A 20,752-nucleotide genomic window follows, 5' to 3' on the forward strand; every position below is an offset into this window, starting at 1 on the left:
CTGTCAGACTTTGCCCTTATCCTGACGGGGCTTCGCCTGTGTGTGTGATTGAGCAACAGCAGGCATGGACGCCTCGCTGCGAACCTGCGCATGGCTGATCAACGCAAAGATGAAGCTACCCCCGATGATGTTGCCGGCCAGGGTCGGCCCGGCGAAGACCAGCCAGAAATCCTTCCACGGCAACTCGCCGGCAAACACCAGGTAGGACACTTCCGCTGAACCGACGACGATATGGGTGAAGTCGCCCAGTGCCATGAAGTAGGTGATCAGGATGATAATCCACAGCTTGGCACTCTCCATCGACGGAATCATCCAGACCATGGTGGCGATCATCCAACCGGAGACGATGCCCTTGGCGAACATCTGCGCGGGGTCGTTCTCCATGACCTTGCGCCCGATCTCGAGGAAGGCCAGGTCGGTCTTGGTATCGAAGATCGGTAGGTGCAGCATCACGTAGGCCACCAGCAAGGTGCCGCACAGGTTGCCCACCAGCACCACCGTCCACAGCCGTAACAAGCGCCCGGCGTTGGCCAGAGTCGGTTTGCTCATCACCGGCAGCACGGCGGTCAGGGTGTTTTCGGTAAACAACTGCTGACGAGCAAGAATCACCGCGAGAAAGCCTGCGCAATAGCCAAAGCTGGCAATGACCTTGAATTCATCACCGTCCGGCAGGCGTGAATTGAGCAGGCCCATGCCCATTAGCGACAAGCCCATGGTCAGGCCAGCGGCCAGCGCCGACCACCACAACGCTGCCACACTGCGCTCTAGCTCCTGATCGCCCTGGGTGCGGATAATTTCGTGTAATACAGCCGCGCGAGGCGGCTGGTTCTCGTCAACGTTTTGCTGCTCTTCCTGCGACAGGTTGGGGGTCTTGCCGTCTGCTTGAGTGGCCATGATGTACCTGAGTCCAAGGGGTGCCTGTAGCTACGACACGCCGCGACGATGGCTGTTCAGTGGCACCGCAACTAAACCGGAATACGCCAGGCCTTGGCCTGCTCCACGGTGGTAGAGCTGAAGGGTTTACTCCAGGGTTTATTGCGCGCTCGGTAATGTTTGACGATGCCATCAAGCACACGGTTGAACTCCGCTGGCGTCGTCGCCTCGCCCAAATCCCGCACCGCACGTTGCAATAACTCAACGTTGGCAGCCGGTTGGCCAGGACGGTATAGCGAGGGGTAAATGACTTCGCGGATAAAATTCTCTGCCTTCACGCCGATATCGCGTTTTTGCATTTCCGCGACGGCGCTGGTCAACACTTTGGACAGGCCTGAGCCATTGTTCGACGCCTGCTTGGTGCCCACCTGCAGCAGTTGCTGGAAATTACGCTGGCCTGGCGCATTCAGGCGCTTGCCCAGCCACTCGATATCCTCGGGTCTACGGGCGAGCGCATCCAGATTGCGCAGCGCCGAGGCTAATTTCGGCGTGATCACCAGCGACGTGCTGGTTTGATTCGCCTCGGCAATCGCAGTGTCCAACGCCTGTAACGCTTGCTGCGCGTCTTTGCGAAAGCGCAACGCCTCGGCGCCGGCCGCATCGTTTTGCAGGTCAACTTGCACGCTGGCGAGCATTTGATCATCCATCGCCATTACGGCATCGTTCAGCGAGGGGAACTCATGACGCTCACGCTCCAGCTCACGCTGTTGCAGATGCCCTGACACCGTCTGGCGAGCCTGGGCCTGCAAATGCTGTTTCTGCTCGGGGGTCATGGTGAAGTTGACGGTACCACCGAGCAGGCCGCGAAAGTCGCCTTTGTCCGAGTTCAGCGGCAACGTGACCGTTTGTTCAGAGAACGCCTGGAGCCGGTCATTCTGGTAGCTTTCAGCGGCGGTGTGTGGCGTGCCGGTGAACGTGTCGGCCAGAAAGCTGAAAAAACCACCGCTCCCGGGCGGCGCTGATGCCTTGTCAGACTCGAACTTGACGATCAGCGCTTCGTCCTTGCCCAGGGGGCTTTCCGGGAACGAGCGCTCGATGACACCTGGCGCAGGGGTATTGAGCAGCAACCCGCCGTCCTGAAACGCCGTGACCTGCGACGCCGCCTGGAACCCGTGACCCTGCTCGGCGGGGCTCTTGAACAGCCCAGGCAGGGCGCCCGAAATAAGCGCGGCGCGGCCGATATCCATATCCGGTGTCAGGTTGGCATTGAACACCACCAACTGCGGGCGGCCATCGAACATGCCCGTGCCGGTGATGTTCAGTTGCTTGATCGCCGGAATATGCCGGCTCAACACTTCCAAGTCGCGAAAAGTCGCCCCACCACCAGCGCTGAGCCGTTCGGCAATTGCTGTAACTTCCGGGGGGCGGTTGGCTGGGGGCATACCGGCGATATGGGCGAGAATCGATTGACGCGATTCGTTGCGGATCAAGTCCTCCAGCGGCTGCCCCTCGGTTTGCAGGCGCGGCAGCAACGTCAGCAGCAGTTGAGAGATATTTCCAACCGGCCCGGGCAGACTTCTGACGAGCTTGCCGAGCTCGGAACTGGCTTCCTGCAACCAAGCCGTGACAGGGTCTTTGCTGTTGAGCAAGCGGGGCAGGTCTAGGTTATTCGACAGTTGCGTAAAGGCCTTGGCATCCATGCCGCTGGCGAGCAGTGCTGCGCAAATCGCACCGGCAGATGAGCCGGAAACCACTTTTACGCCTTTGAGTTTGTCGGCCTCTTCAAGCGCTTGCACCATGCCTGGAAAGGCGATGCCCTTGGCGCCACCACCACTGAGCACCAGGTGAGCGGGCGGCGGCGGTGACACCACCACCTCCACACGCCCATCGCTGTGACGATAAATACTCAGGTTGCGCTCGCCCACACCTTTGACCAAGGGCACCTTGGCGCCCTGGTCGCTGATTTGCGGCGATGGGGGGTGATTCTCTACAACAGAACTGGAGACTTTCATACACAAGGCTCCCTCTACAGGATGTAGGCCTGAGTGATGAGAGAGCCTCAGATAGATCCACGCGGAATGATTTGGTAAAGCAAATCAGGCCGCAGGGTTGTTACTCGGGAAGACTGTCGTCCTTGAACTGGTCCTTCACGTACTTGATTTCGGTACGGCCGTGGGGCGCCGGCAAACCGTCTTCGCCCAGGTTGACGAAGACCATTTTTTCCACGGTCAGGATGCTTTTGCGCGTGATCTTGTTGCGCACTTCACAGGTCAGGGTGATGGAGGTGCGGCCGAACTCGGTGGCAGTGATGCCCAGTTCGATGATGTCGCCCTGGCGTGAAGCGCTGACAAAGTTGATTTCCGAGATGTACTTGGTGACCACGCGCTGGTTGCCGAGCTGGACAATCGCGTAGATGGCCGCTTCTTCGTCGATCCAGCGCAGCAAGCTACCGCCGAACAGAGTGCCGTTGGGGTTGAGGTCTTCGGGTTTTACCCATTTGCGGGTGTGGAAGTTCATGGTCACTCCAAAGCGTCTTGCGAAATGATGGGCAACATCATGGCAGAGCCCAGGCCCAAGCTCTATGAGCCATTGCCTATCAACCCCATGCGCGATCTTCATTGCCACCGACAGAAAGGCTTGGGAAGTGCCACATACACGGCTATAATCGCCTCCGTTTCAAAACGGTCATCTTCGATTGATACCGTTCTCCCGCCACCTGTCCGAGGGGCGCTGCAGCAGGTTAAACCTGTCAGGCTCGGATGGGGCGTTGTCCGGCCTGGTTGCCTTGGCCTGATACTAAACGCACAACGGCGCCCATTCGCACACTACGAATGGAGGCTCTCTATGAGCGCTGTAATGACGCCTGCTGATTTCAATGACTACAAAGTCGCCGATATGTCCCTCGCTGCCTGGGGCCGTCGCGAAACCTTTATCGCCGAATCCGAAATGCCGGCCCTGATGGGCCTGCGTCGCAAGTACGCCGCTGAGCAGCCGCTCAAGGGCGCCAAGATTCTCGGCTGCATCCACATGACCATCCAGACTGCCGTGCTGATCGAAACCCTGGTTGCCCTGGGTGCCGAAGTGCGTTGGTCGTCGTGCAACATCTTCTCGACTCAGGACCAGGCCGCTGCCGCTATCGCTGCTGCCGGTATCCCCGTATTCGCCTGGAAAGGCGAGACTGAAGAAGAGTACGAGTGGTGCCTGGAGCAAACCATCCTCAAAGATGGCGCGCCTTGGGATGCCAACATGATCCTGGACGACGGCGGCGACCTCACCGAGTTGCTGCACAAGAAATACCCGCAGATCCTCGACCGCGTCCACGGCGTGACCGAAGAGACCACCACCGGCGTACACCGCCTGCTGGACATGCTGGCCAAGGGCGAGCTGAAAATCCCGGCCATCAACGTCAACGACTCGGTGACCAAGAGCAAGAACGACAACAAGTACGGCTGCCGTCACAGCCTGAACGATGCGATCAAGCGCGGCACCGACCACCTGCTGTCGGGCAAGCAAGCCCTGGTGATCGGCTACGGTGACGTGGGCAAGGGTTCGTCCCAGTCCCTGCGTCAGGAAGGCATGATCGTCAAGGTCTCCGAAGTTGACCCGATCTGCGCCATGCAAGCCTGCATGGACGGTTTCGAAGTGGTTTCGCCGTTCATCAACGGCCAGAACGACGGCACCTCCGCCTGCATCGACGCAGCCCTGCTGGGCAAGATCGACCTGATCGTCACCACCACCGGTAACGTGAATGTGTGCGATGCGAACATGCTCAAGGCCCTGAAGAAGCGCGCCGTTGTCTGCAACATCGGCCACTTCGACAATGAAATCGACACAGCTTTCATGCGTAAGAACTGGGCATGGGAAGAAGTGAAGCCGCAGGTACACAAGGTTCACCGTACCGGCGCTGGTGATTTCGACCCACAGAACGACGACTACCTGATCCTGCTGGCCGAAGGCCGCCTGGTGAACCTGGGCAACGCCACTGGTCACCCAAGCCGCATCATGGATGGCTCGTTCGCCAACCAGGTGCTGGCGCAGATCTTCCTGTTCGAACAGAAGTACGCCGACCTGTCGCCCGCCCAGAAAGCCGAGCGCCTGACCGTGGAAGTACTGCCCAAGAAACTCGACGAAGAAGTGGCCCTGGAAATGGTCCGCGGCTTCGGCGGCGTCGTGACTCAACTGACCAAGACCCAGGCCGACTACATCGGCGTGACGGTTGAAGGTCCGTTCAAGCCGCACGCTTACCGCTACTGATCGGCCTTGCTGGCGCCGGCTCTTCTGTGGGAGCCGGGCTTGCCCGCGATGCAGACGCCTCGGTGTTCTAGTAACACCGAGCTGATGCTATCGCAGGCAAGCCAGCTCCCACAGAAAGCCAGGCACCCGCATCGATTGCGTATGCCTTCCAGGCTTTCGAGTTTCCAAGGGTATTACCATGTCCCAAGACCGTCGCTACAGCTTCGAGTTCTTCCCGACCAAGACCGATGCTGGACATGAAAAACTGATGGCCACTGCCAAGCAGTTGGCCAGCTTCAACCCTGACTTCTTCTCCTGCACCTACGGCGCTGGCGGTTCGACCCGTGATCGCACGATCAACACCGTGTTGCAGCTGGAAAGTGAAGTCAAAGTTCCCGCCGCTCCGCATCTGTCCTGCGTGGGCGACAGCAAGGCCGACCTGCGTAGCCTGCTGACCCAATACAAAGCCGCCGGCATCAAGCGCATCGTTGCCCTGCGTGGCGACCTGCCATCGGGTATGGGCATGGCCAGCGGTGAGCTGCGCTACGCCAACGACCTGGTGAGCTTCATCCGCGAAGAAAGTGGCGATCACTTCCATGTCGAAGTAGCCGCTTACCCGGAGATGCACCCCCAGGCGCGCAATTTCGAAGACGATTTGCAGAATTTCGTGCGCAAGGCCAATGCCGGTGCCGACAGCGCAATCACCCAGTATTTCTTCAACGCCGACAGCTACTTCTACTTTGTCGAGCGAGTACGGGCGATGGGCGTGAACATCCCAATCGTGCCGGGCATCATGCCGATCACCAATTACAGCAAGTTGGCGCGCTTCTCCGACGCCTGCGGCGCCGAGATCCCACGCTGGGTGCGCAAGCAACTGGAAGCCTATGGCGATGACGTCAAAAGCATCCAGGCGTTCGGCGAGCAGGTTATCACCGAGATGTGTGAGCAATTGTTGCAAGGTGGTGCGCCAGGGTTGCATTTCTATACCCTGAACCAGGCTGAACCCAGCCTTGCCATCTGGAACAACCTCAAGCTGCCACGTTAACGCTTGACCGGTTGTACCAAGGCCCTCGTTCTGACGAGGGCCTTTGTCGTTTTACGTTACCCACGGAACCCCGCAGTCCATGAATACAGTGCCCCCGACGTCCCGCCCGCAACTGGTTTACCTGGTCTTCGGCGCCGACACCTACCATCAGGAAGCGGTATTCAGCATCGCCAGCGCACTGGCGTTCCTGCAGGACACACCGGATGCGAACATCGACATCCAGGTATTCAGCGACAACCCCGAGCCCTATCGCTTGCTGCCGGTGCGCGTGCGCCCACTGGACGAAGCCACCCGCAAACGCTGGAGCGAGCCCCACGGTTATCACTTTCGCACCAAGCACGTGGTGCTGCGCCAAGTCCTGCAAGAATCCCCCGTGGCGCTGCTGATCGACACTGACACCTTCTTCCATCATTCGCCCATGGCCCTGTTCGAACGCGTAGAGCCCGGCACCCTGCTGTGCAACGCCTTTTACACCAAGTACGGCGACAACCACGAAAGCATCCTCTACACCGCCCTGCGTCAGCGCCTGCTGGACATGGGCGTGGCCGACGATGACATGATGACCCTCAACTCCGGCGTCATGGGCCTGACCCAACAGGATGCGCACATCCTCGACCGCTCCATCGAGTTGATGGATGAACTGTTCCCCCATGCCCAAGGCGCCTACACCCTGGAAGAGTTCTGCCTGTCGATCGCCGCCTACCGTACCGTAAAGGTGCGCGAGTGCCCGGACCTGATCCACCATTACTGGAGCCGCAAACAGCTGTTCCGGGCCAAGGTCAAGGCGTGGATCGCCAAGCACGCGAGCGCCCCCACCAGTGCGCAGGCCCTGGCCGATACGCGTCAGGTCTCCTCGCACCTGCCGCGCCCGCCGCGTTTGCAACGCTTGATGTACAAGCTGATCACCCTGCTGCTGCCCAAGCACCAGCAACAATTCATCCGCGAAATCCTTTACGGCTGCTACGAACACGAAAACGAGTTCGACCAGGCCTGCGGTCCGGTCTGGTGGGACAAGGCCCGACAAAACCAGGAAGAACGCCAGAAGCGCCCGCTTGATGCACACCAGTTGGAACACTGGTTTGCCAACCCCCTGGTGCGCCTGATTCTGGGCGAGCGCCGCGCCGCGATCCACGAACACCTGCTGAACGCTCCCGCGAAGTAAGACCGCCCGCCAATGCGCGTGCCAGAGCTTCTCTTTCTTCGGGGAGCGTCGTAACCTCAGGCTATGCCCGTCCTCTTCAAGCTGTTGACCGCTGTGTTTTTTTCTTGCCTGAGCCTAGCCGCTCATGGCGAGAAACTGCGCATTGTCACCGAACCCTGGGCGCCCTATGTCTACGAAGACAACGGCACCATGGCCGGCCTGGATTATGAAACCACAGTGATCGTGTTCCAGCGCCTGGGGGTGGAGGTGCAATGGCAGTTCCTGCCCTGGAAGCGCTGCCTGGCGATGCTCGACCAGGGCCACGCCGACGGCGCGCTGGATATCTTTCACAGCCAGGAGCGCGACGCGTTGCTGCTCTATCCCAGCGAGCCGTTGTCGGAAGTCGAATTCGTTTTGTTCTATGCCAACGAACGCCCTCACCCCGCCGCCACGCTCGACGACCTGCGCGGCCTGACGGTTGGCGTTTCACCTGGTTACCTTTATGGCGACGCGTTCAGTGAGGCCAACACCTTCCAGCGCGAACCCGCCCCCAGCCATGAAGCCAACTTTGGCAAACTCATGCTGGGGCGCGTCGATATGGTGGTGACTGACCGGCGCGTGGGGCACCACGTGCTCAAGGCCCTGGGCCTGGAAGGTAAAGTCAGCCAGGCATCGGTGGTGGTCAGCCGCCAGCAGCAATTTCTTGCGGTACGCCGTGGCGCAGGCATGGACCTGCTGGTGCAACGCTTTGCCGCCGAGCTCAAGCGCTTCAAGCAAGAGCCCGCCTATGCCACATTGAGCGCCAAATATGGGCGGATGCACGAGCAAACAGCCCCCATACCAACCCCCGAACACGCCGTTGAGCAGCAGGAAAGCAGCGCGCGGTGATTGCTCTGTTATACTGCGGCCTTTCCGCCAGGCTTACGCCCGGCCGCTCGGGTCTTGAAAACGGCACCCAACCCAGCTACTGCGCAGCTTTGCAGCCCGCGCGAGCCGATGGAGTGCCCGCCAGACACAGCAGGACCGGACGGGGTTGCGCTCCCCTAAGCGCCATTCACGCCCGGCAAGATTATCCCTTTGGGCCAAGCCCTAACTAAAACAGGATTACTCATGTCCTTTGCTTCCCTCGGTCTCTCCGAGGCTTTAGTCCGCGCCATCGAGGCAGCGGGCTATACCGAGCCTACTCCGGTGCAACAGCGGGCCATTCCCGCCGTGTTGCAAGGTCGCGACCTGATGGTTGCGGCTCAGACAGGTACTGGTAAAACCGGCGGTTTCGCCCTCCCGATCCTGGAGCGGTTGTTTCCCAACGGTCACCCGGACAAATCCCAACGTCACGGCCCGCGCCAACCGCGCGTACTGGTCCTGACCCCAACCCGCGAACTCGCAGCCCAAGTGCACGACAGCTTCAAGCTGTATGCCCGCGACTTGAAGTTCGTCAGCGCCTGCATCTTCGGCGGCGTCGGCATGAACCCACAGGTTCAGGCCATGTCCCGTGGTGTCGACGTGCTGGTAGCCTGCCCGGGTCGCTTGCTCGACCTGTGCGGCCAAGGCAGCGTCGATTTGTCCCACGTGGAAATCCTCGTGCTGGACGAAGCCGACCGCATGCTCGACATGGGCTTTGTCCATGACGTGAAAAAAGTCCTCGCCCGCCTACCGGCCAAACGGCAGAACCTGCTGTTCTCGGCAACGTTCTCCCAGGACATCACCGCCCTGGCCGGCAAGCTGCTGCATAACCCGGAACGCATCGAAGTCACGCCGCCGAACACCACGGTCGAGCGTATCGAGCAACGCGTGTTCCGCCTGGCCGCCAGCCACAAGCGCTCGCTGCTGGCGCACCTGATCACCCACGGCGCGTGGGAACAGGTGCTGGTGTTCACCCGTACCAAGCATGGCGCCAACCGCCTGGCAGAGTACCTGGACAAGCACGGCCTCACCGCCGTCGCCATCCACGGCAACAAGAGCCAGAACGCACGCACCAAAGCCCTGGCCGACTTCAAGGCCGGCAGCGTGCGTATCCTGGTGGCCACCGATATCGCCGCACGCGGCCTGGATATCGACCAGTTGCCACACGTGGTCAACTTCGAGCTGCCAAACGTCGATGAAGACTATGTGCACCGTATCGGCCGTACCGGCCGTGCCGGTCGTTCGGGCGAGGCCATTTCGTTGGTCGCGCCGGATGAAGAAAAGCTGCTGAAAAGCATCGAACGCATGACCAAGCAGAAAATCGCCGATGGCGACCTGATGGGCTTTGATGCCAGCGCCGTGGAGGCCGAGAAGCCAGAAGCGCGCGAGCGTCCAGACGTGCGCAACCCTCGCAACCCACGTGGTCCGAAGGGCGATGGCCCGAACGGCGGCGGTGGTGGCGGTGGTCGTCGCGACAAAGGCAAGGACAAGGGCAAGGAAAAAACCGCGAGCAGCAGCCGTGGCGAACGCCCGGCCCGTGAGCAGAAGCCCCGTGAAGGCACCCCGGCCCGCGAACAGCGCCAGCCGAGCCAGCCACCACGCGCCGCGGCCGACCGCGCCCCGGACGAGTTCCTTGACGACGATATCGATAACTTCGGTAACCGCGTCGACTACGTGCCCCAGGCCAAACCGGCCCAGGGCCGTGGCCGTCGTCCAGGGGCTCCTGCCCAGGGCGCAGGCGCTCCACGTAGCGGCCAGCCACAGGGCGGTCGCCAGAACGCCCCGCGCAACAGCAGCGGCGGCACCACTGGCACCCCGCCTGCCAAGCGCAGCGGCCCGCGTAATGGCGCACCGCGTGACGGCCAGGCCCGTCGCGAAGATTCACGCAGCAACAACCGCCGCCCTGCCCGTGACGATCAGCCTCGCTCGTCCGAGCCTGCAGTACAAAACCCACGGGGTGGCCCGGCGCCGAAGATCATCCACAAGGAGTCGAAAGCGGATCGCTTCCCGACACCTGAGCAGTTGGATCAACTGCCAGGCCGCCCTCGTGGTGAGAAACCAGCGCTGCTGACTCGCAACCGCGAAGCATAAAAAAAACCCGTATCGTGAGATACGGGTTTTTTTTGCCTGTAGGAGCTAGCTCGCGAAGGTCGTCAACGATAACGCGGGCATCCTGGTTTAACGCGGTGTCCTTGCGGCCTTCGCGAGCAAGCTCGCTCCTACATACGAAGCATTACTTCGCTTTCACACCTTCAAACGTGATGTACAACTGCACGTTGTCAGACTGTGGACCTACGTCCATGCCGTCCTTGTTGAATTCCTTGCGGCTGATGTTGGTGGTGCCTTCGAAGCCGGCACGGTAGCCGCCCCATGGATCCTTGCCTTCGCCCAGGAACGTGGCTTTGACCAGGATCGGCTTGGTCACGCCGTGGAAGGTCAGGTCCCCGGTCACATCAGCAGTCAGCTTGCCATCAGCATTTTTGCCAGTTGGCTTGACGCTGGTGGAAACGAACTTGGCATCAGGGAATTTGCCCGACTCCAGGAAGTCCTTGCTGTTGACGTGCTTGTCGCGCTCGGCGTGGTTGGAGAACACGCTGGCAGTACGCACGTTGACTTCAATCTTGGCGTCTTCGGGCTTGGCGGCGTCAAAGCTGAACTTGCCATCCAGGTCCTTGAAGGTACCGGTGATGTAGCTGTAGCCCAGGTGGCTGATTTTGAAGTCGACGAAGGCGTGCTGGCCTTCCTTGTCGATTACGTAGTCAGCGGCCATCGCCGAACCTGCGGACAGCAGGGCAGAACCGATTGCCAGCGCAGCGAGTGTTTTTTTCAACATGCTTTCTATTCCTTGTGAGTCGAGGTTGAACATCAGGCTTTGCGTCCCAGCATTCGCGCAAGGGTCGCATCACGATCGATAAAATGGTGTTTCAGTGCCGCCACGCCGTGCAAGCCGGCGAAGACCACCAACACCCAGGCCAGGTACAGGTGCACCCAACCCGCGGTATCTGCCTGGTCCGGTAGACCGGAAACCACGGCAGGAATTTCAAACAGGCCAAACACCGGGATACCGACACCGTCTGCGGTGGAAATCAGGTAACCGGCAATCATCACGGCAAACAGCCCGACATAAAGGAACGCGTGCCCAAACGCGGCGCCGATCCGCGTCATGCGGCTATAGGTGGCCAGCGGTGGGGGCGGCGGGCTGACCAGGCGCCAGACGATCCGCACCAGCATAATGGCGAACAGCGTGATGCCAATGCTCTTGTGCAAGTCGGGCGCATCTTTGCGCCAGGCGCTGTAGTAATCGAGACCGACCATCCACAAGCCCAGGGCAAATAAACCGAACACCACCAGGGCTACGCCCCAGTGCAGAACCATGCTGACCCAACCATAGCGGGCCGGCGAATTACGTAGCTGCATGTACTTAATCCCGTAAGAACTGTGCCCAAGACTAGCGCTTTACCTATCGAATTAAAGCGGAAAATTTTGCTTTGAAATATCGAGAAATACGATAAAGAGGCTAGGCATCATAAATTAACAAGGGATTAAGACTATCCCTGGGAAACGTGACAGACCGTCCTGCATTTACTGCGAATTTCCCCACAATGGCTTGTGACCCGAGCCACCATTGCATAGGCTTGCGCGATTGTTTCGCCTGTGCCCGCCGCAGGACCGCTTCGAGGAGATCACCGATGGGCTTGAACAACCAGTGGATGCAACGCGACCTCGCGGTGCTGTGGCATCCCTGCACCCAGATGAAAGACCACCAGCAACTGCCGCTGGTGCCCATCAAGCGCGGTGAAGGCGTATGGCTGGAAGACTTCGAAGGCAAGCGCTACCTCGATGCCGTCAGTTCCTGGTGGGTCAACGTATTCGGCCACGCCAACCCACGGATCAACCAGCGTATCAAGGATCAGGTCGATCAGCTGGAGCACGTGATCCTCGCCGGTTTCAGCCATCAACCGGTGATCGAGCTGTCCGAACGCCTGGTCGCGATGACGCCCGAAGGGCTGACCCGCTGCTTCTACGCCGATAACGGTTCGTCCTGCATCGAAGTGGCGCTGAAGATGAGCTTCCACTACTGGCTCAACCGCGGCCAGCCGAACAAAAAGCGCTTCGTCACCCTCACCAACAGCTACCACGGCGAAACTATCGCCGCGATGTCGGTGGGCGACGTGCCGTTGTTTACCGAGACCTACAAGGCGCTGCTGCTCGACACGATCAAAGTGCCGAGCCCGGACTGCTACCTGCGCCCCGAAGGCATGAGCTGGGAAGAACACTCGCGCACCATGTTCCTGGCGATGGAACAGACCCTGGCCGACCATCACGACACCGTTGCCGCCGTCATTGTCGAACCGCTGATCCAGGGCGCCGGTGGCATGCGCATGTACCACCCGGTGTACCTCAAGCTGCTGCGCGAAGCCTGCGACCGCTACGGCGTGCACCTGATCCACGACGAAATCGCCGTGGGCTTCGGCCGCACCGGCAGTATGTTTGCCTGTGAACAAGCCGGCATACGCCCGGACTTCCTGTGCTTGTCCAAGGCCCTTACCGGCGGTTACCTGCCGCTGGCCGCGGTGGTTACCACGGAAGACGTCTACAGCGCGTTCTACGATGACTACCCCACACTGCGCGCCTTCCTGCACTCCCACAGCTACACCGGCAACCCGCTGGCCTGTGCGGCGGCGTTGGCAACGCTGGATATCTTTGAAGAAGACAACGTCATCGAGAACAACAAGGCCCTGGCCCAGCGTATGGCCACCGCCACCGCGCACCTGGTGGACCATCCTCACGTGTCGGAAGTGCGCCAGACCGGCATGGTGCTGGCCATCGAGATGGTGCAGGACAAAGCCACCAAGGCCGCCTACCCGTGGCAGGAGCGCCGTGGCCTGAAGGTCTTCGAGCACGCGCTGGAGCGCGGTGCGCTGCTGCGGCCGTTGGGCAGCGTGGTGTATTTCCTGCCGCCTTATGTAATTACCCCCGAGCAGATCGACTTTCTGGCCGAGGTGGCCAGCGAGGGGATCGATATCGCCACCAACAGCAAGGTCAGTGTGGCGGTGCCGAAAGATTTCCATCCAGGCTTCCGTGATCCGGGTTGATTGCCTAAATCCTTGTAGGAGCGAGCTTGCTCGCGAAGGCATTCCAGGCGCGCCGCTGCGCCTACATAAACTTCAGAGAACAGAAATGAGACTGTCCCGCTTTTTCACCGACACCCCGCTGAGCCTCGGCGATCACGAACTGCCCGAAGCCCAGGCGCATTACATCAGCCGTGTGTTGCGCATGGGTGAAGGCGATGCCGTGCAACTGTTCGACGGCTCTGGCCAGGAGTTTAGTGGCACCTTGCTGGAAGTCGGTAAAAAACGCGTCACCGTGCAACTCACCGATAGCTTTGCCGGCCAAGCCGAATCGCCCCTGCATATTCACCTCGGCCAGGGCCTGTCCCGGGGCGAGCGCATGGACTGGGCGATCCAGAAGGCCACTGAATTGGGCGTCAACGCGATCACACCGATCTTCAGCGACCGCTGCGAGGTACGCCTCAAGGACGAACGCGCCGACAAGCGCTTGCTGCACTGGCGCCAGGTGGCAATCAGCGCGTGCGAGCAATGTGGGCGCTCAACGGTGCCGGTGATTCACCCTCCGCTCTTGCTGGCAGACTGGCTCAAGCAAACCGAGGCGGACTTGAAGCTGGTGCTGCACCCGGTGGCAGAGCCGATGATCAGCCACGCCAAGCCATCGAGCCTGGCGTTCTTGATCGGTCCCGAAGGGGGGCTCACCGATAATGAAGTCGCGACCGCCCAAGACGCCGGCTACCACGCCGCTCGCCTCGGCCCGCGGGTGTTGCGTACCGAGACCGCCCCCGTCGTCGCACTCTCCGTCGCCCAACAACTCTGGGGCGACTTCTAACCTCACCCTGTAAACCCAATCAACTGTGGGAGCTGGCTTGCCTGCGATAGCGGTGTTTCAGGCAGTTAATTTACAACTGACAGACCGCTATCGCAGGCAAGCCAGCTCCTACAGTTTTATCGGGTTACCCAAGGCTTACTCCACTGGGTCACTCACCGGCTTGGCGATGATCGCTTTCAACTCGCTGGTCATCGGGAACTCCAGGTTCAAGCCCTTGGGCGGAATCGGCTGCTCGAACCAGCGCTGGTAAATCCCGTTGATCTCTCCCGAGCGGTACAGCTCGCCCAGGGTTTCGTTGACCACCGCGAGAAACTGCGGGTCATCCTTGCGCACCATGCAGCTGTAGATCTCCCGCGACTGCTCCTCGCCGACCACCACCCAGTGATGCGGGTCCTTGGCCTTGGCACGCTCGCCGTAGAGCAACGCGTCGTCCATATAGAACGCTACGGCCCGGCCAGTCTCGAGCATCTTGAACGCTTCGCCATGGTCCTTGGCGCTGATCACGAACATATTGGCTTTGTGTTCAGCGTTATAACTTTTGAGGAAGCGCTCATTGGTGGTGCCGGCAGTGGTCACCACATTTTTGCCCGCTAGGTCGGCAAAGCCTTTGATCCCGCTGTCCTTGGCCGTGAGCAACTGGCCCTTTACGTAGATAAACCCGTAGGAGAATGCCACCTGCTTCTGCCGCTCAGCCGTCACGCCAGTGGAGCCGCACTCCAGGTCGACAGTGCCGTTCTGCACCAGCGGGATGCGGGTTTGGGACGTCACCAGGTTGTATTTCACCTTGAGGTCGCCCACTGAGGTTTTCTGCTGGATACGCTCGACAATCTTGTTTGCCAGGTCCACCGAGTAGCCCATCGGTTTACCACTGCTATCCCCCACGTAGGAAAACGGCACCGACGCATCGCGGTAGCCCAGGGTGATGGACTTGGCGCTGGCGATCTTGCTCAAAGTGCCCGCCAGCGGCGCTTCGGTTGCATGCGCCTGCGCGCCCCACAAAAGGCCCAGGGTGCAACCGGTCAACAGGATCTTTTTCATTGTTATTCTCCGTTGGTCTTTGAGGTTATTTACGTATTGCAATCACGCTGATTTCCACCAGCACACTCGGCCGCGCCAGCTCTGCTTGCAAGGTAGTGCGCGTGGGCGCCATGCCTGGCGAGAGCCATGCGGACCAGACATCATTCATCGGTGCAAAACCGGCACCGATGTCCTTCAGGTAAATCGTGGCGTTGAGTAAGTGATCCTTATCGCTGCCCGCCTCGGCCAACAGCGCGTCGATCCTGGCCAGCACTTGCCGGGTCTGAGTAGCCACATCCAGGCCGTCGCCCGGTACCTGGCCCGAAAGGAACACCAGGTCCTTGAACGTCACGGCGCCGCTGAGTCGTTCGTTGCTATTGATTCGGGTAATGGTCATGGCTGCATCCTCAAGCGGCGCGGGGCGTCAGGCCCTGCATATCAATGGAAGGGGGGCGCTGGTCGATTAGCTCGGCCAGCAGTTGGCCGCTGCCGCAGGCCAGGGTGAAGCCCAGTGCGCCATGCCCCAGGTTCAGCCACAGATTGCGGTAGGCGCTGGCGCCGATCAATGGCACGCCCGTCGGTGTTGCCGGGCGCATACCGGCCCATTCGACCGCCTGGGCGTAGTCACCGGCCAAAGGAAACGTTTCCAGCGCCTGACGCTTTATCAACGCCAGGCGCTTGGGCTCAAGACGCGCATCAAAGCCGACAATATCCACCATGGCCGCGATCCGCAGTTGCTCACCTATGCGTGCATAGACGATCTTGCGGTCGTAGTCGGTGATGCTTACGTTCGGTGCTTTGTGCTGCTCGCCGATCGGCACGCTCAGGCTGTAGCCCTTGAGCGGATACAGCGCCAGCGACAAGCGCGGCAATGCCAGCTCGGCACTGCGATGCCCGGCAGCCAATACCAGTTGATCGACCGGCATCACTTCATGGCCCAACTCGATGGCCTGCACCGCACCGTCGGCGTGACGAACCCCGGTAACCTTGCGCCCCAGCAAAAATGTGCAACGCCCGGACGCTTCCAACCTGGCGGCCAGGCGTTGGCAAAAGGCATGACAGTCCGCAACTTCTTCACTGGGCGTATAGATGCCTCCGACAAAATCCCGCGCCGCCAAGGAAGGTTCCAGGCGTTGGCAGTCGGCCATCGACAGTACCTGCTGCTGCAGGATGTCTGTGACGTTGGCGCGCGCACGCTCAAAGGTCCCGGCATTACGGAAGGTCACCAGCTTGCCGTTGCACCGCCAGTCGAAGCCGTCCAGCCGATCGTCGACACGCCATTGCTGCAAGGTGCCTTGGCTCAGGCTCGCCAGCCGCAGCAAGTGGGCAGCGTTGCGCTTGTTCACCGAGCCCCGGCATGCGCCGACGAATGCAGCCATCCAGCGCCATTGCCGGGGGTCGAGGCGAGGGCGCAGCTTGAGCGGAGAGTCCCCACGCAACAGCCACCCCATCGCCTGCAGCGGTACGCCCGCGTCGGCCAGCGGTGCAACATAGCGATAGGACAGCTGCCCACCGTTGGCGAAACTGGTTTCGCTCCCCAGGGTGTCACGGGCGTCTATCACCGTGACCTCGTGGCCTGCCCGCACCAGAGCGTAAGCACTGGCCAGGCCGATGACCCCACCACCGATGATGCAAACCTGCCTCGCCATCCCAGCCCCCGACCGTTGATTAACTGAAGGCCAAGCGTAGGCGCAGGTGACAGGCCACCGACAATGAATAAAGATGGGTCACCTATAAACAAAGGTTATGGACCTGCCATGCGCTTGCGTCATATCGAAATCTTCCAGGCCATTCGCCAGACTGGCTCGATCAGTGCCGCCGCGCAGTTGCTGCACGTCTCGCAACCGGCGGTGACCAAAGTGTTGCAGCACGCCGAATTGCAGCTGGGCTTTGCGCTGTTTCTGCGTGTACGCGGCAAATTGCAACCCACGCCGGAAGCCCTGGCGCTGGAACGCGAAGTCGAGAAAGTCACCGAGAGCTTGCAAGGTGTACGGCGCCTGGCCAAGAGCCTGCGCCGCGCCCCAGGGCAAAGCGTACGCATTGGTGCGATACCCGCGCTGGCCTTGTCGCTACTGCCTCCAGCGATTCTGGAATGGAAGCGCGAATACCCCGACATGGCTTGCGAGCTGTCCAGCGACCATAGCCGTGAGCTGGTCCAGAAGCTGTTAATGCGCGAAATCGACCTGGCGCTGACCCTCAACTTTTCCGGCCATCCCGGGTTGACCACACAGGTGTTGGCCAATGGCGTGCTGGTTGCATTGGCGTCCAAGGGCTATTGGTCGGCGGCTGAAATCAACCGGCCATTGCCACTGAGCGAACTGGCGGGCGCGCCATTGATCGGGCTCTCCAGTGCCGATCCGCTGGCGACCAAGCTGGACAGCTACCTGGAGAACGTCGATCCACCGCCACGGGTGACCATCTCGGTGCAAACCTATTCCCTGGCCCGGGCGATGGTGGAGTCCGGCGCCGGCTTGACGGTGATCGACCCCTTTACCGCCCTCGGCGCATCGACGGCAAACACCTGTATCCGCACCCTCACGCCCCCCCTGCCGATCACCCTCTACGCCCTGACCCGCGGCGATGAGCCACCGCCGCATATGCTGGCCAAGCTGCTGCAGATTTTCGGCAATCGTGCCCGTGAGTTGCTCGAGCGTCTTTAAAGAGCAGCCACCAGCATTCACAGCACGTAATGCATGATCGCCACAAAATGCAGGAGGCTGCCGCCAATCACAAACAAATGCCAGATGCCATGGGAATGACGCAGGCGATCTTCCAGGGCAAAAAAGATGATGCCCACGGTGTACAACACCCCACCCGCGGCCAACCAGATAAACCCTGCCGTGCCCAGCGCCGCGATCAGCGGCTTGACCGCCACCAGCACGATCCAGCCCATTACCGCGTAGATCACGATGGACAGAATCCGCGCCTCCGAGCGCGGCTTGATCTCTTGCAGGATGCCAATCACCGCCAGCCCCCACACGATCCCGAACAGCGTCCAGCCCCACGGCCCGCGCAGGCTTACCAGGCAGAACGGTGTGTAGCTGCCGGCGATCAACAGGTAGATCGAGAAGTGATCGACCTTCTGCATGATCTCTTTTCGCCGCCCCCGCACGCTGTGGTACACCGTCGACGCGCTGTACAGCACCATCAGGGTAAAACCATAAATCGCCACGCTGACGATTTTCCAGGGGCTGCCGTCCAGGCTCGCCACCACCAACATCCACACGGCGCCAATACACGCCGCGACTGCACCGAGCAAATGGCTCCAGGCGTTGAACCGTTCCCCGTGATACATCTATCGTTGACCTCCCCTCACCGTTGACGACTGTCGGCAAGCCTCCAGCCTTGCGTATCAGAGTGCAAGCGGCGTGTGACGTTCCAGCGACGAGGGCCGCGTTTGCAGGCACAATCGAGCGCAATCGAACAAGAGCCCAAGGCCATGCTGATCGACGAAGAATTCACCCTCAAGAAGCTGGAGATCTTCCTGGCGTTCATGCGCACCGGCAACCTGGCCCGCGCGGCCGCCGAGTTGCAAACCAGCAATGTCAGCGTGCACCGCGCCATTCACTCCCTGGAAAGTGCCCTGCGCTGCCCGCTGTTCAAACACGAGGGGCGCAACCTCACCCCGCTGGAAAGCGCCTACGTGCTCGAAGAGCGTGCGCAAAAACTGGTGGCCGACGTGGTCGACAGCGTGCGCCTGACCCGCGAAGCCGCCGGGTTCTCGGCCGAACGCTTCAAGCTCGGCTCGCTGTATTCGCTGACGGTCAAGACCGTGCCGCAGTTGATCATGGGTCTGAAAATCAGGCGCAGCGAACTCAATATCGACCTGATCCTGGGCTCCAACTTCGACCTGCTCTACAAGCTCAAGAACATGGAGGTGGACGCGATCCTCATCTCCCTCGACGAACACGCCCACGACCCCGACTGCGAGCAAATCGCGCTGTTCAGCGATGACATCTTCCTCGCCACCCCGGCCGATTCGCCCCTGGACCGAGATCAGGAAATCGACCTGGCCGACGTGCGCGATGCCACCTTCATCACCCTCACCCAGGGCTTCGCCACGCATCAGGACGGCAACCGGGTGTTCCATCAGGCCGGGTTCGAGCCGAAGGTTGCGATGCAGGTGAACGATATCTTCACCTTGCTGAGCATGGTCAGCTCGGGGGTGGGTTATGCACTGCTGCCGGGGCGAATTGCAGCGGTGTATGAGAACCGCGTGAAGCTGATACCGCTGCAACCCAGGTATCGGTTGCAGCAGCAGATCGGTGTGGTGTTTTTGAAAGCCAAAGAGCGCGACCCGAACCTGCTGGCGTTGTTGGCAGAGTGTCGGATGTATGCCAACCGCCAGGTTTGAGGCCGCCATCGCAGGCAAGCCAGCTCCCACAGGTGATCTCGGTCCCCTGTGGGAGCTGGCTTGCCGGCGACGAGGCCCGACCTGTCAGCCCACCAACCCACGCATCAGCAAAAACAACAACGACGGCCCCAACAAACACCCCAGCGCCGTATAGAACGCCGCCGTCAAACACCCATAAGGCACCAGCTTCGGATCAGTCGCCGCCAGGCCGCCCGCCACACCGCTGGAGGTGCCCATCAAGCCACCGAAGATCACCGCACTGCGTGGGTTGTTCAGCCCGATCAGCGGCGCTACGAACGGCGTCATCACCATCACCAGAATGGCCTTGATCAACCCCGCGGCAATGGACAGCGCCATCACCTCGGAGCTGGCCCCAATCGCCGCACCGGTCACCGGGCCGACGATATAGGTCACGGCCCCGGCACCGATGGTGGTGAGGCTCACCGCATCGGTGTACCCGAACGCCATCGCCACCCCGACCCCTGCAACGAACGACGAGCCCACGCCGACAAACAGCGCCAGTACACCCACGTAGCCGGCGCGTTTGAGCTCATCGACACTCACACCAAACGCCGTGGCGACAATGGCAAAGTCCCGCAACATCGCACCACCGAGCAGGCCGATGCCCGACAACAGCGGAATATCCACCACACCCTTGGAACCACCGGTAAACGCACCGCCCACATACGACAGCGCCAACCCCAGCAGAATGGCAATGGCCGAACCATGCAGGCGCCCCTTGGTGAAGGTATCGGAGATCCAATAAGACACCCACATGGTCAGGCCGATCACGGCGAAACCACTGATCAAGCCGTAGCCGGTGATCACTTTCATCATCGATTCGTACATGGCGATCACCCGGCGTCTTTGGTGGGAACAGGAGCAACCGGCTCGCGGTTACCGATACGCACCAGCACGGGCACCAGGGCAAAGCCGAGCACCACGGCGAGGGTCCCGGCCAGAATCGCCATAGGCCCACCGCTGATGGCGCCATACACGTTTTGCTGGGCAGCCATCGCCACCACAATCGGGATATACACCGCCGCCCAGAAACTCACGCCTTGCTCTGACTTGCCGGTAAACAGGCCGCGTTTGCTCAGGTAGCTGCCCAGGCCGATCAACAGCAGCATGGCAATACCCACCCCGCCGACGTTGGCCGGGATACCCAACAGCTTGCCCAGCAGTTCACCCACCAACAGCCCTGCCAACGTGCAGAACGCCAAAAAAGCCACACCGTAGATAATCATGGTTGTTGTCCTCAAAGTGCTCGTTCGAAATTGTTGTT

The 20,752-nt window shown here is 60.7% G+C and carries 20 protein-coding genes and 1 riboswitch; of the genes, 9 read left to right on the forward strand and 11 right to left on the reverse strand.

Translation table 11 applies throughout. From position 1 onward, the window contains the following. Nucleotides 1-3: 3 nt before the first annotated feature. The 3 genes from AC4PS6_RS08725 to AC4PS6_RS08735 all read right to left on the reverse strand — a co-directional run bounded on the left by AC4PS6_RS08725 (nt 4) and on the right by AC4PS6_RS08735 (nt 3,390). On the reverse strand, nt 4-894 hold the full coding sequence (locus tag AC4PS6_RS08725) for a formate/nitrite transporter family protein (RefSeq protein ID WP_014720292.1): 891 nt from the start codon (nt 892-894) through the stop codon (nt 4-6). A 71-nt stretch (nt 895-965) separates the two neighbouring features. Beyond that, the gene (locus AC4PS6_RS08730) at nt 966-2,885 is read right to left on the reverse strand and encodes a patatin-like phospholipase family protein (protein ID WP_020301864.1); all 1,920 of its coding nucleotides are present in this window, start codon (nt 2,883-2,885) and stop codon (nt 966-968) included. Between the two features lie 100 nt (nt 2,886-2,985). Next, nucleotides 2,986-3,390 (reverse strand): acyl-CoA thioesterase, encoded by a 405-nt coding sequence (locus AC4PS6_RS08735; RefSeq protein WP_003194988.1) that lies wholly within the window; start codon nt 3,388-3,390, stop codon nt 2,986-2,988. 199 nt (nt 3,391-3,589) lie between these two features. Further along, a riboswitch (S-adenosyl-L-homocysteine riboswitch) is annotated at nt 3,590-3,696 on the forward strand. 21 nt (nt 3,697-3,717) lie between these two features. Between AC4PS6_RS08735 and ahcY the strand changes: the two genes are divergently transcribed. From ahcY to rhlE2, 5 genes are all read left to right on the forward strand, one after another. Continuing rightward, entirely contained in the window at nt 3,718-5,127 is a 1,410-nt protein-coding gene (gene ahcY / locus AC4PS6_RS08740; RefSeq protein WP_003194990.1) for an adenosylhomocysteinase, read from the forward strand. A gap of 178 nt (nt 5,128-5,305) precedes the next feature. Next, on the forward strand, nt 5,306-6,151 hold the full coding sequence (gene metF, locus AC4PS6_RS08745; protein WP_014720294.1) for a methylenetetrahydrofolate reductase [NAD(P)H]: 846 nt from the start codon (nt 5,306-5,308) through the stop codon (nt 6,149-6,151). A 79-nt stretch (nt 6,152-6,230) separates the two neighbouring features. Continuing rightward, entirely contained in the window at nt 6,231-7,313 is a 1,083-nt protein-coding gene (locus tag AC4PS6_RS08750; RefSeq protein WP_019817436.1) for a hypothetical protein, read from the forward strand. A gap of 63 nt (nt 7,314-7,376) precedes the next feature. Beyond that, nucleotides 7,377-8,180, forward strand: coding sequence for a substrate-binding periplasmic protein (locus AC4PS6_RS08755; protein ID WP_492180773.1), 804 nt, complete (start codon nt 7,377-7,379; stop codon nt 8,178-8,180). 222 nt (nt 8,181-8,402) lie between these two features. Then, nucleotides 8,403-10,286 carry an RNA helicase RhlE2 gene (rhlE2, locus tag AC4PS6_RS08760; protein ID WP_014720297.1) on the forward strand — a complete coding sequence of 628 codons (1,884 nt, stop codon included), beginning with the start codon at nt 8,403-8,405 and terminating at the stop codon, nt 10,284-10,286. A 142-nt stretch (nt 10,287-10,428) separates the two neighbouring features. Here the strand turns inward: rhlE2 and AC4PS6_RS08765 are convergent, their stop codons facing one another. Together AC4PS6_RS08765 and AC4PS6_RS08770 are read right to left on the reverse strand one after the other, a co-directional pair. Then, on the reverse strand, nt 10,429-11,028 hold the full coding sequence (locus tag AC4PS6_RS08765; protein WP_014720298.1) for a YceI family protein: 600 nt from the start codon (nt 11,026-11,028) through the stop codon (nt 10,429-10,431). A 32-nt stretch (nt 11,029-11,060) separates the two neighbouring features. Continuing rightward, entirely contained in the window at nt 11,061-11,612 is a 552-nt protein-coding gene (locus AC4PS6_RS08770; protein WP_019817734.1) for a cytochrome b, read from the reverse strand. Nucleotides 11,613-11,884: 272 nt separating this feature from the next. On the opposite strand from AC4PS6_RS08770, the gene AC4PS6_RS08775 reads away from it, so the two are divergent. Together AC4PS6_RS08775 and AC4PS6_RS08780 are read left to right on the forward strand one after the other, a co-directional pair. Next, on the forward strand, nt 11,885-13,291 hold the full coding sequence (locus AC4PS6_RS08775) for an adenosylmethionine--8-amino-7-oxononanoate transaminase (protein ID WP_019817735.1): 1,407 nt from the start codon (nt 11,885-11,887) through the stop codon (nt 13,289-13,291). 85 nt (nt 13,292-13,376) lie between these two features. After that, entirely contained in the window at nt 13,377-14,096 is a 720-nt protein-coding gene (locus AC4PS6_RS08780) for a 16S rRNA (uracil(1498)-N(3))-methyltransferase (protein ID WP_014720301.1), read from the forward strand. Nucleotides 14,097-14,231: 135 nt separating this feature from the next. Here the strand turns inward: AC4PS6_RS08780 and AC4PS6_RS08785 are convergent, their stop codons facing one another. From AC4PS6_RS08785 to AC4PS6_RS08795, 3 genes are read right to left on the reverse strand one after another with little or no spacing between them, the layout of a single operon-like run. Next, nucleotides 14,232-15,134: a transporter substrate-binding domain-containing protein gene (locus AC4PS6_RS08785; RefSeq protein ID WP_020301902.1), complete on the reverse strand. Its 903-nt coding sequence runs from the start codon at nt 15,132-15,134 to the stop codon at nt 14,232-14,234. A gap of 25 nt (nt 15,135-15,159) precedes the next feature. Then, nucleotides 15,160-15,510 carry a RidA family protein gene (locus AC4PS6_RS08790; RefSeq protein ID WP_020301903.1) on the reverse strand — a complete coding sequence of 117 codons (351 nt, stop codon included), beginning with the start codon at nt 15,508-15,510 and terminating at the stop codon, nt 15,160-15,162. Nucleotides 15,511-15,520: 10 nt separating this feature from the next. After that, complete coding sequence (locus tag AC4PS6_RS08795) at nt 15,521-16,762, reverse strand: D-amino acid dehydrogenase (protein ID WP_014720304.1); 1,242 nt, start codon at nt 16,760-16,762, stop codon at nt 15,521-15,523. A gap of 108 nt (nt 16,763-16,870) precedes the next feature. On the opposite strand from AC4PS6_RS08795, the gene AC4PS6_RS08800 reads away from it, so the two are divergent. Then, nucleotides 16,871-17,773 (forward strand): LysR family transcriptional regulator, encoded by a 903-nt coding sequence (locus tag AC4PS6_RS08800; protein ID WP_020301904.1) that lies wholly within the window; start codon nt 16,871-16,873, stop codon nt 17,771-17,773. Between the two features lie 17 nt (nt 17,774-17,790). Here AC4PS6_RS08800 and trhA read toward each other — a convergent pair whose 3' ends face one another. Continuing rightward, the gene (gene trhA / locus AC4PS6_RS08805; protein WP_020301905.1) at nt 17,791-18,408 is read right to left on the reverse strand and encodes a PAQR family membrane homeostasis protein TrhA; all 618 of its coding nucleotides are present in this window, start codon (nt 18,406-18,408) and stop codon (nt 17,791-17,793) included. A gap of 144 nt (nt 18,409-18,552) precedes the next feature. On the opposite strand from trhA, the gene AC4PS6_RS08810 reads away from it, so the two are divergent. Continuing rightward, nucleotides 18,553-19,467, forward strand: coding sequence for a LysR family transcriptional regulator (locus tag AC4PS6_RS08810; RefSeq protein WP_020301906.1), 915 nt, complete (start codon nt 18,553-18,555; stop codon nt 19,465-19,467). An 84-nt stretch (nt 19,468-19,551) separates the two neighbouring features. On the opposite strand, the gene madM is transcribed toward AC4PS6_RS08810, so the two are convergent. Further along, nucleotides 19,552-20,316, reverse strand: coding sequence for a malonate transporter subunit MadM (gene madM, locus AC4PS6_RS08815; protein WP_003195023.1), 765 nt, complete (start codon nt 20,314-20,316; stop codon nt 19,552-19,554). A 5-nt stretch (nt 20,317-20,321) separates the two neighbouring features. After that, on the reverse strand, nt 20,322-20,714 hold the full coding sequence (madL, locus tag AC4PS6_RS08820; RefSeq protein ID WP_020301908.1) for a malonate transporter subunit MadL: 393 nt from the start codon (nt 20,712-20,714) through the stop codon (nt 20,322-20,324). Between the last annotated feature and the right edge of the window lie 38 nt (nt 20,715-20,752).

This window comes from Pseudomonas sp. DW-iso17 (genome assembly GCF_058725345.1).

What these genes read in the sequence shown, in the direction of transcription:
- AC4PS6_RS08725 (WP_014720292.1), bottom strand. Translation starts at nt 894, where the DNA reads ATGGCCACTCAAGCAGACGGCAAGACCCCCAACCTGTCGCAGGAAGAG.
- AC4PS6_RS08730 (WP_020301864.1), bottom strand. Translation starts at nt 2,885, where the DNA reads ATGAAAGTCTCCAGTTCTGTTGTAGAGAATCACCCCCCATCGCCGCAA.
- AC4PS6_RS08735 (WP_003194988.1), bottom strand. Translation starts at nt 3,390, where the DNA reads ATGAACTTCCACACCCGCAAATGGGTAAAACCCGAAGACCTCAACCCC.
- ahcY (WP_003194990.1), top strand. Translation starts at nt 3,718, where the DNA reads ATGAGCGCTGTAATGACGCCTGCTGATTTCAATGACTACAAAGTCGCC.
- metF (WP_014720294.1), top strand. Translation starts at nt 5,306, where the DNA reads ATGTCCCAAGACCGTCGCTACAGCTTCGAGTTCTTCCCGACCAAGACC.
- AC4PS6_RS08750 (WP_019817436.1), top strand. Translation starts at nt 6,231, where the DNA reads ATGAATACAGTGCCCCCGACGTCCCGCCCGCAACTGGTTTACCTGGTC.
- AC4PS6_RS08755 (WP_492180773.1), top strand. Translation starts at nt 7,377, where the DNA reads ATGCCCGTCCTCTTCAAGCTGTTGACCGCTGTGTTTTTTTCTTGCCTG.
- rhlE2 (WP_014720297.1), top strand. Translation starts at nt 8,403, where the DNA reads ATGTCCTTTGCTTCCCTCGGTCTCTCCGAGGCTTTAGTCCGCGCCATC.
- AC4PS6_RS08765 (WP_014720298.1), bottom strand. Translation starts at nt 11,028, where the DNA reads ATGTTGAAAAAAACACTCGCTGCGCTGGCAATCGGTTCTGCCCTGCTG.
- AC4PS6_RS08770 (WP_019817734.1), bottom strand. Translation starts at nt 11,612, where the DNA reads ATGCAGCTACGTAATTCGCCGGCCCGCTATGGTTGGGTCAGCATGGTT.
- AC4PS6_RS08775 (WP_019817735.1), top strand. Translation starts at nt 11,885, where the DNA reads ATGGGCTTGAACAACCAGTGGATGCAACGCGACCTCGCGGTGCTGTGG.
- AC4PS6_RS08780 (WP_014720301.1), top strand. Translation starts at nt 13,377, where the DNA reads ATGAGACTGTCCCGCTTTTTCACCGACACCCCGCTGAGCCTCGGCGAT.
- AC4PS6_RS08785 (WP_020301902.1), bottom strand. Translation starts at nt 15,134, where the DNA reads ATGAAAAAGATCCTGTTGACCGGTTGCACCCTGGGCCTTTTGTGGGGC.
- AC4PS6_RS08790 (WP_020301903.1), bottom strand. Translation starts at nt 15,510, where the DNA reads ATGACCATTACCCGAATCAATAGCAACGAACGACTCAGCGGCGCCGTG.
- AC4PS6_RS08795 (WP_014720304.1), bottom strand. Translation starts at nt 16,762, where the DNA reads ATGGCGAGGCAGGTTTGCATCATCGGTGGTGGGGTCATCGGCCTGGCC.
- AC4PS6_RS08800 (WP_020301904.1), top strand. Translation starts at nt 16,871, where the DNA reads ATGCGCTTGCGTCATATCGAAATCTTCCAGGCCATTCGCCAGACTGGC.
- trhA (WP_020301905.1), bottom strand. Translation starts at nt 18,408, where the DNA reads ATGTATCACGGGGAACGGTTCAACGCCTGGAGCCATTTGCTCGGTGCA.
- AC4PS6_RS08810 (WP_020301906.1), top strand. Translation starts at nt 18,553, where the DNA reads ATGCTGATCGACGAAGAATTCACCCTCAAGAAGCTGGAGATCTTCCTG.
- madM (WP_003195023.1), bottom strand. Translation starts at nt 20,316, where the DNA reads ATGTACGAATCGATGATGAAAGTGATCACCGGCTACGGCTTGATCAGT.
- madL (WP_020301908.1), bottom strand. Translation starts at nt 20,714, where the DNA reads ATGATTATCTACGGTGTGGCTTTTTTGGCGTTCTGCACGTTGGCAGGG.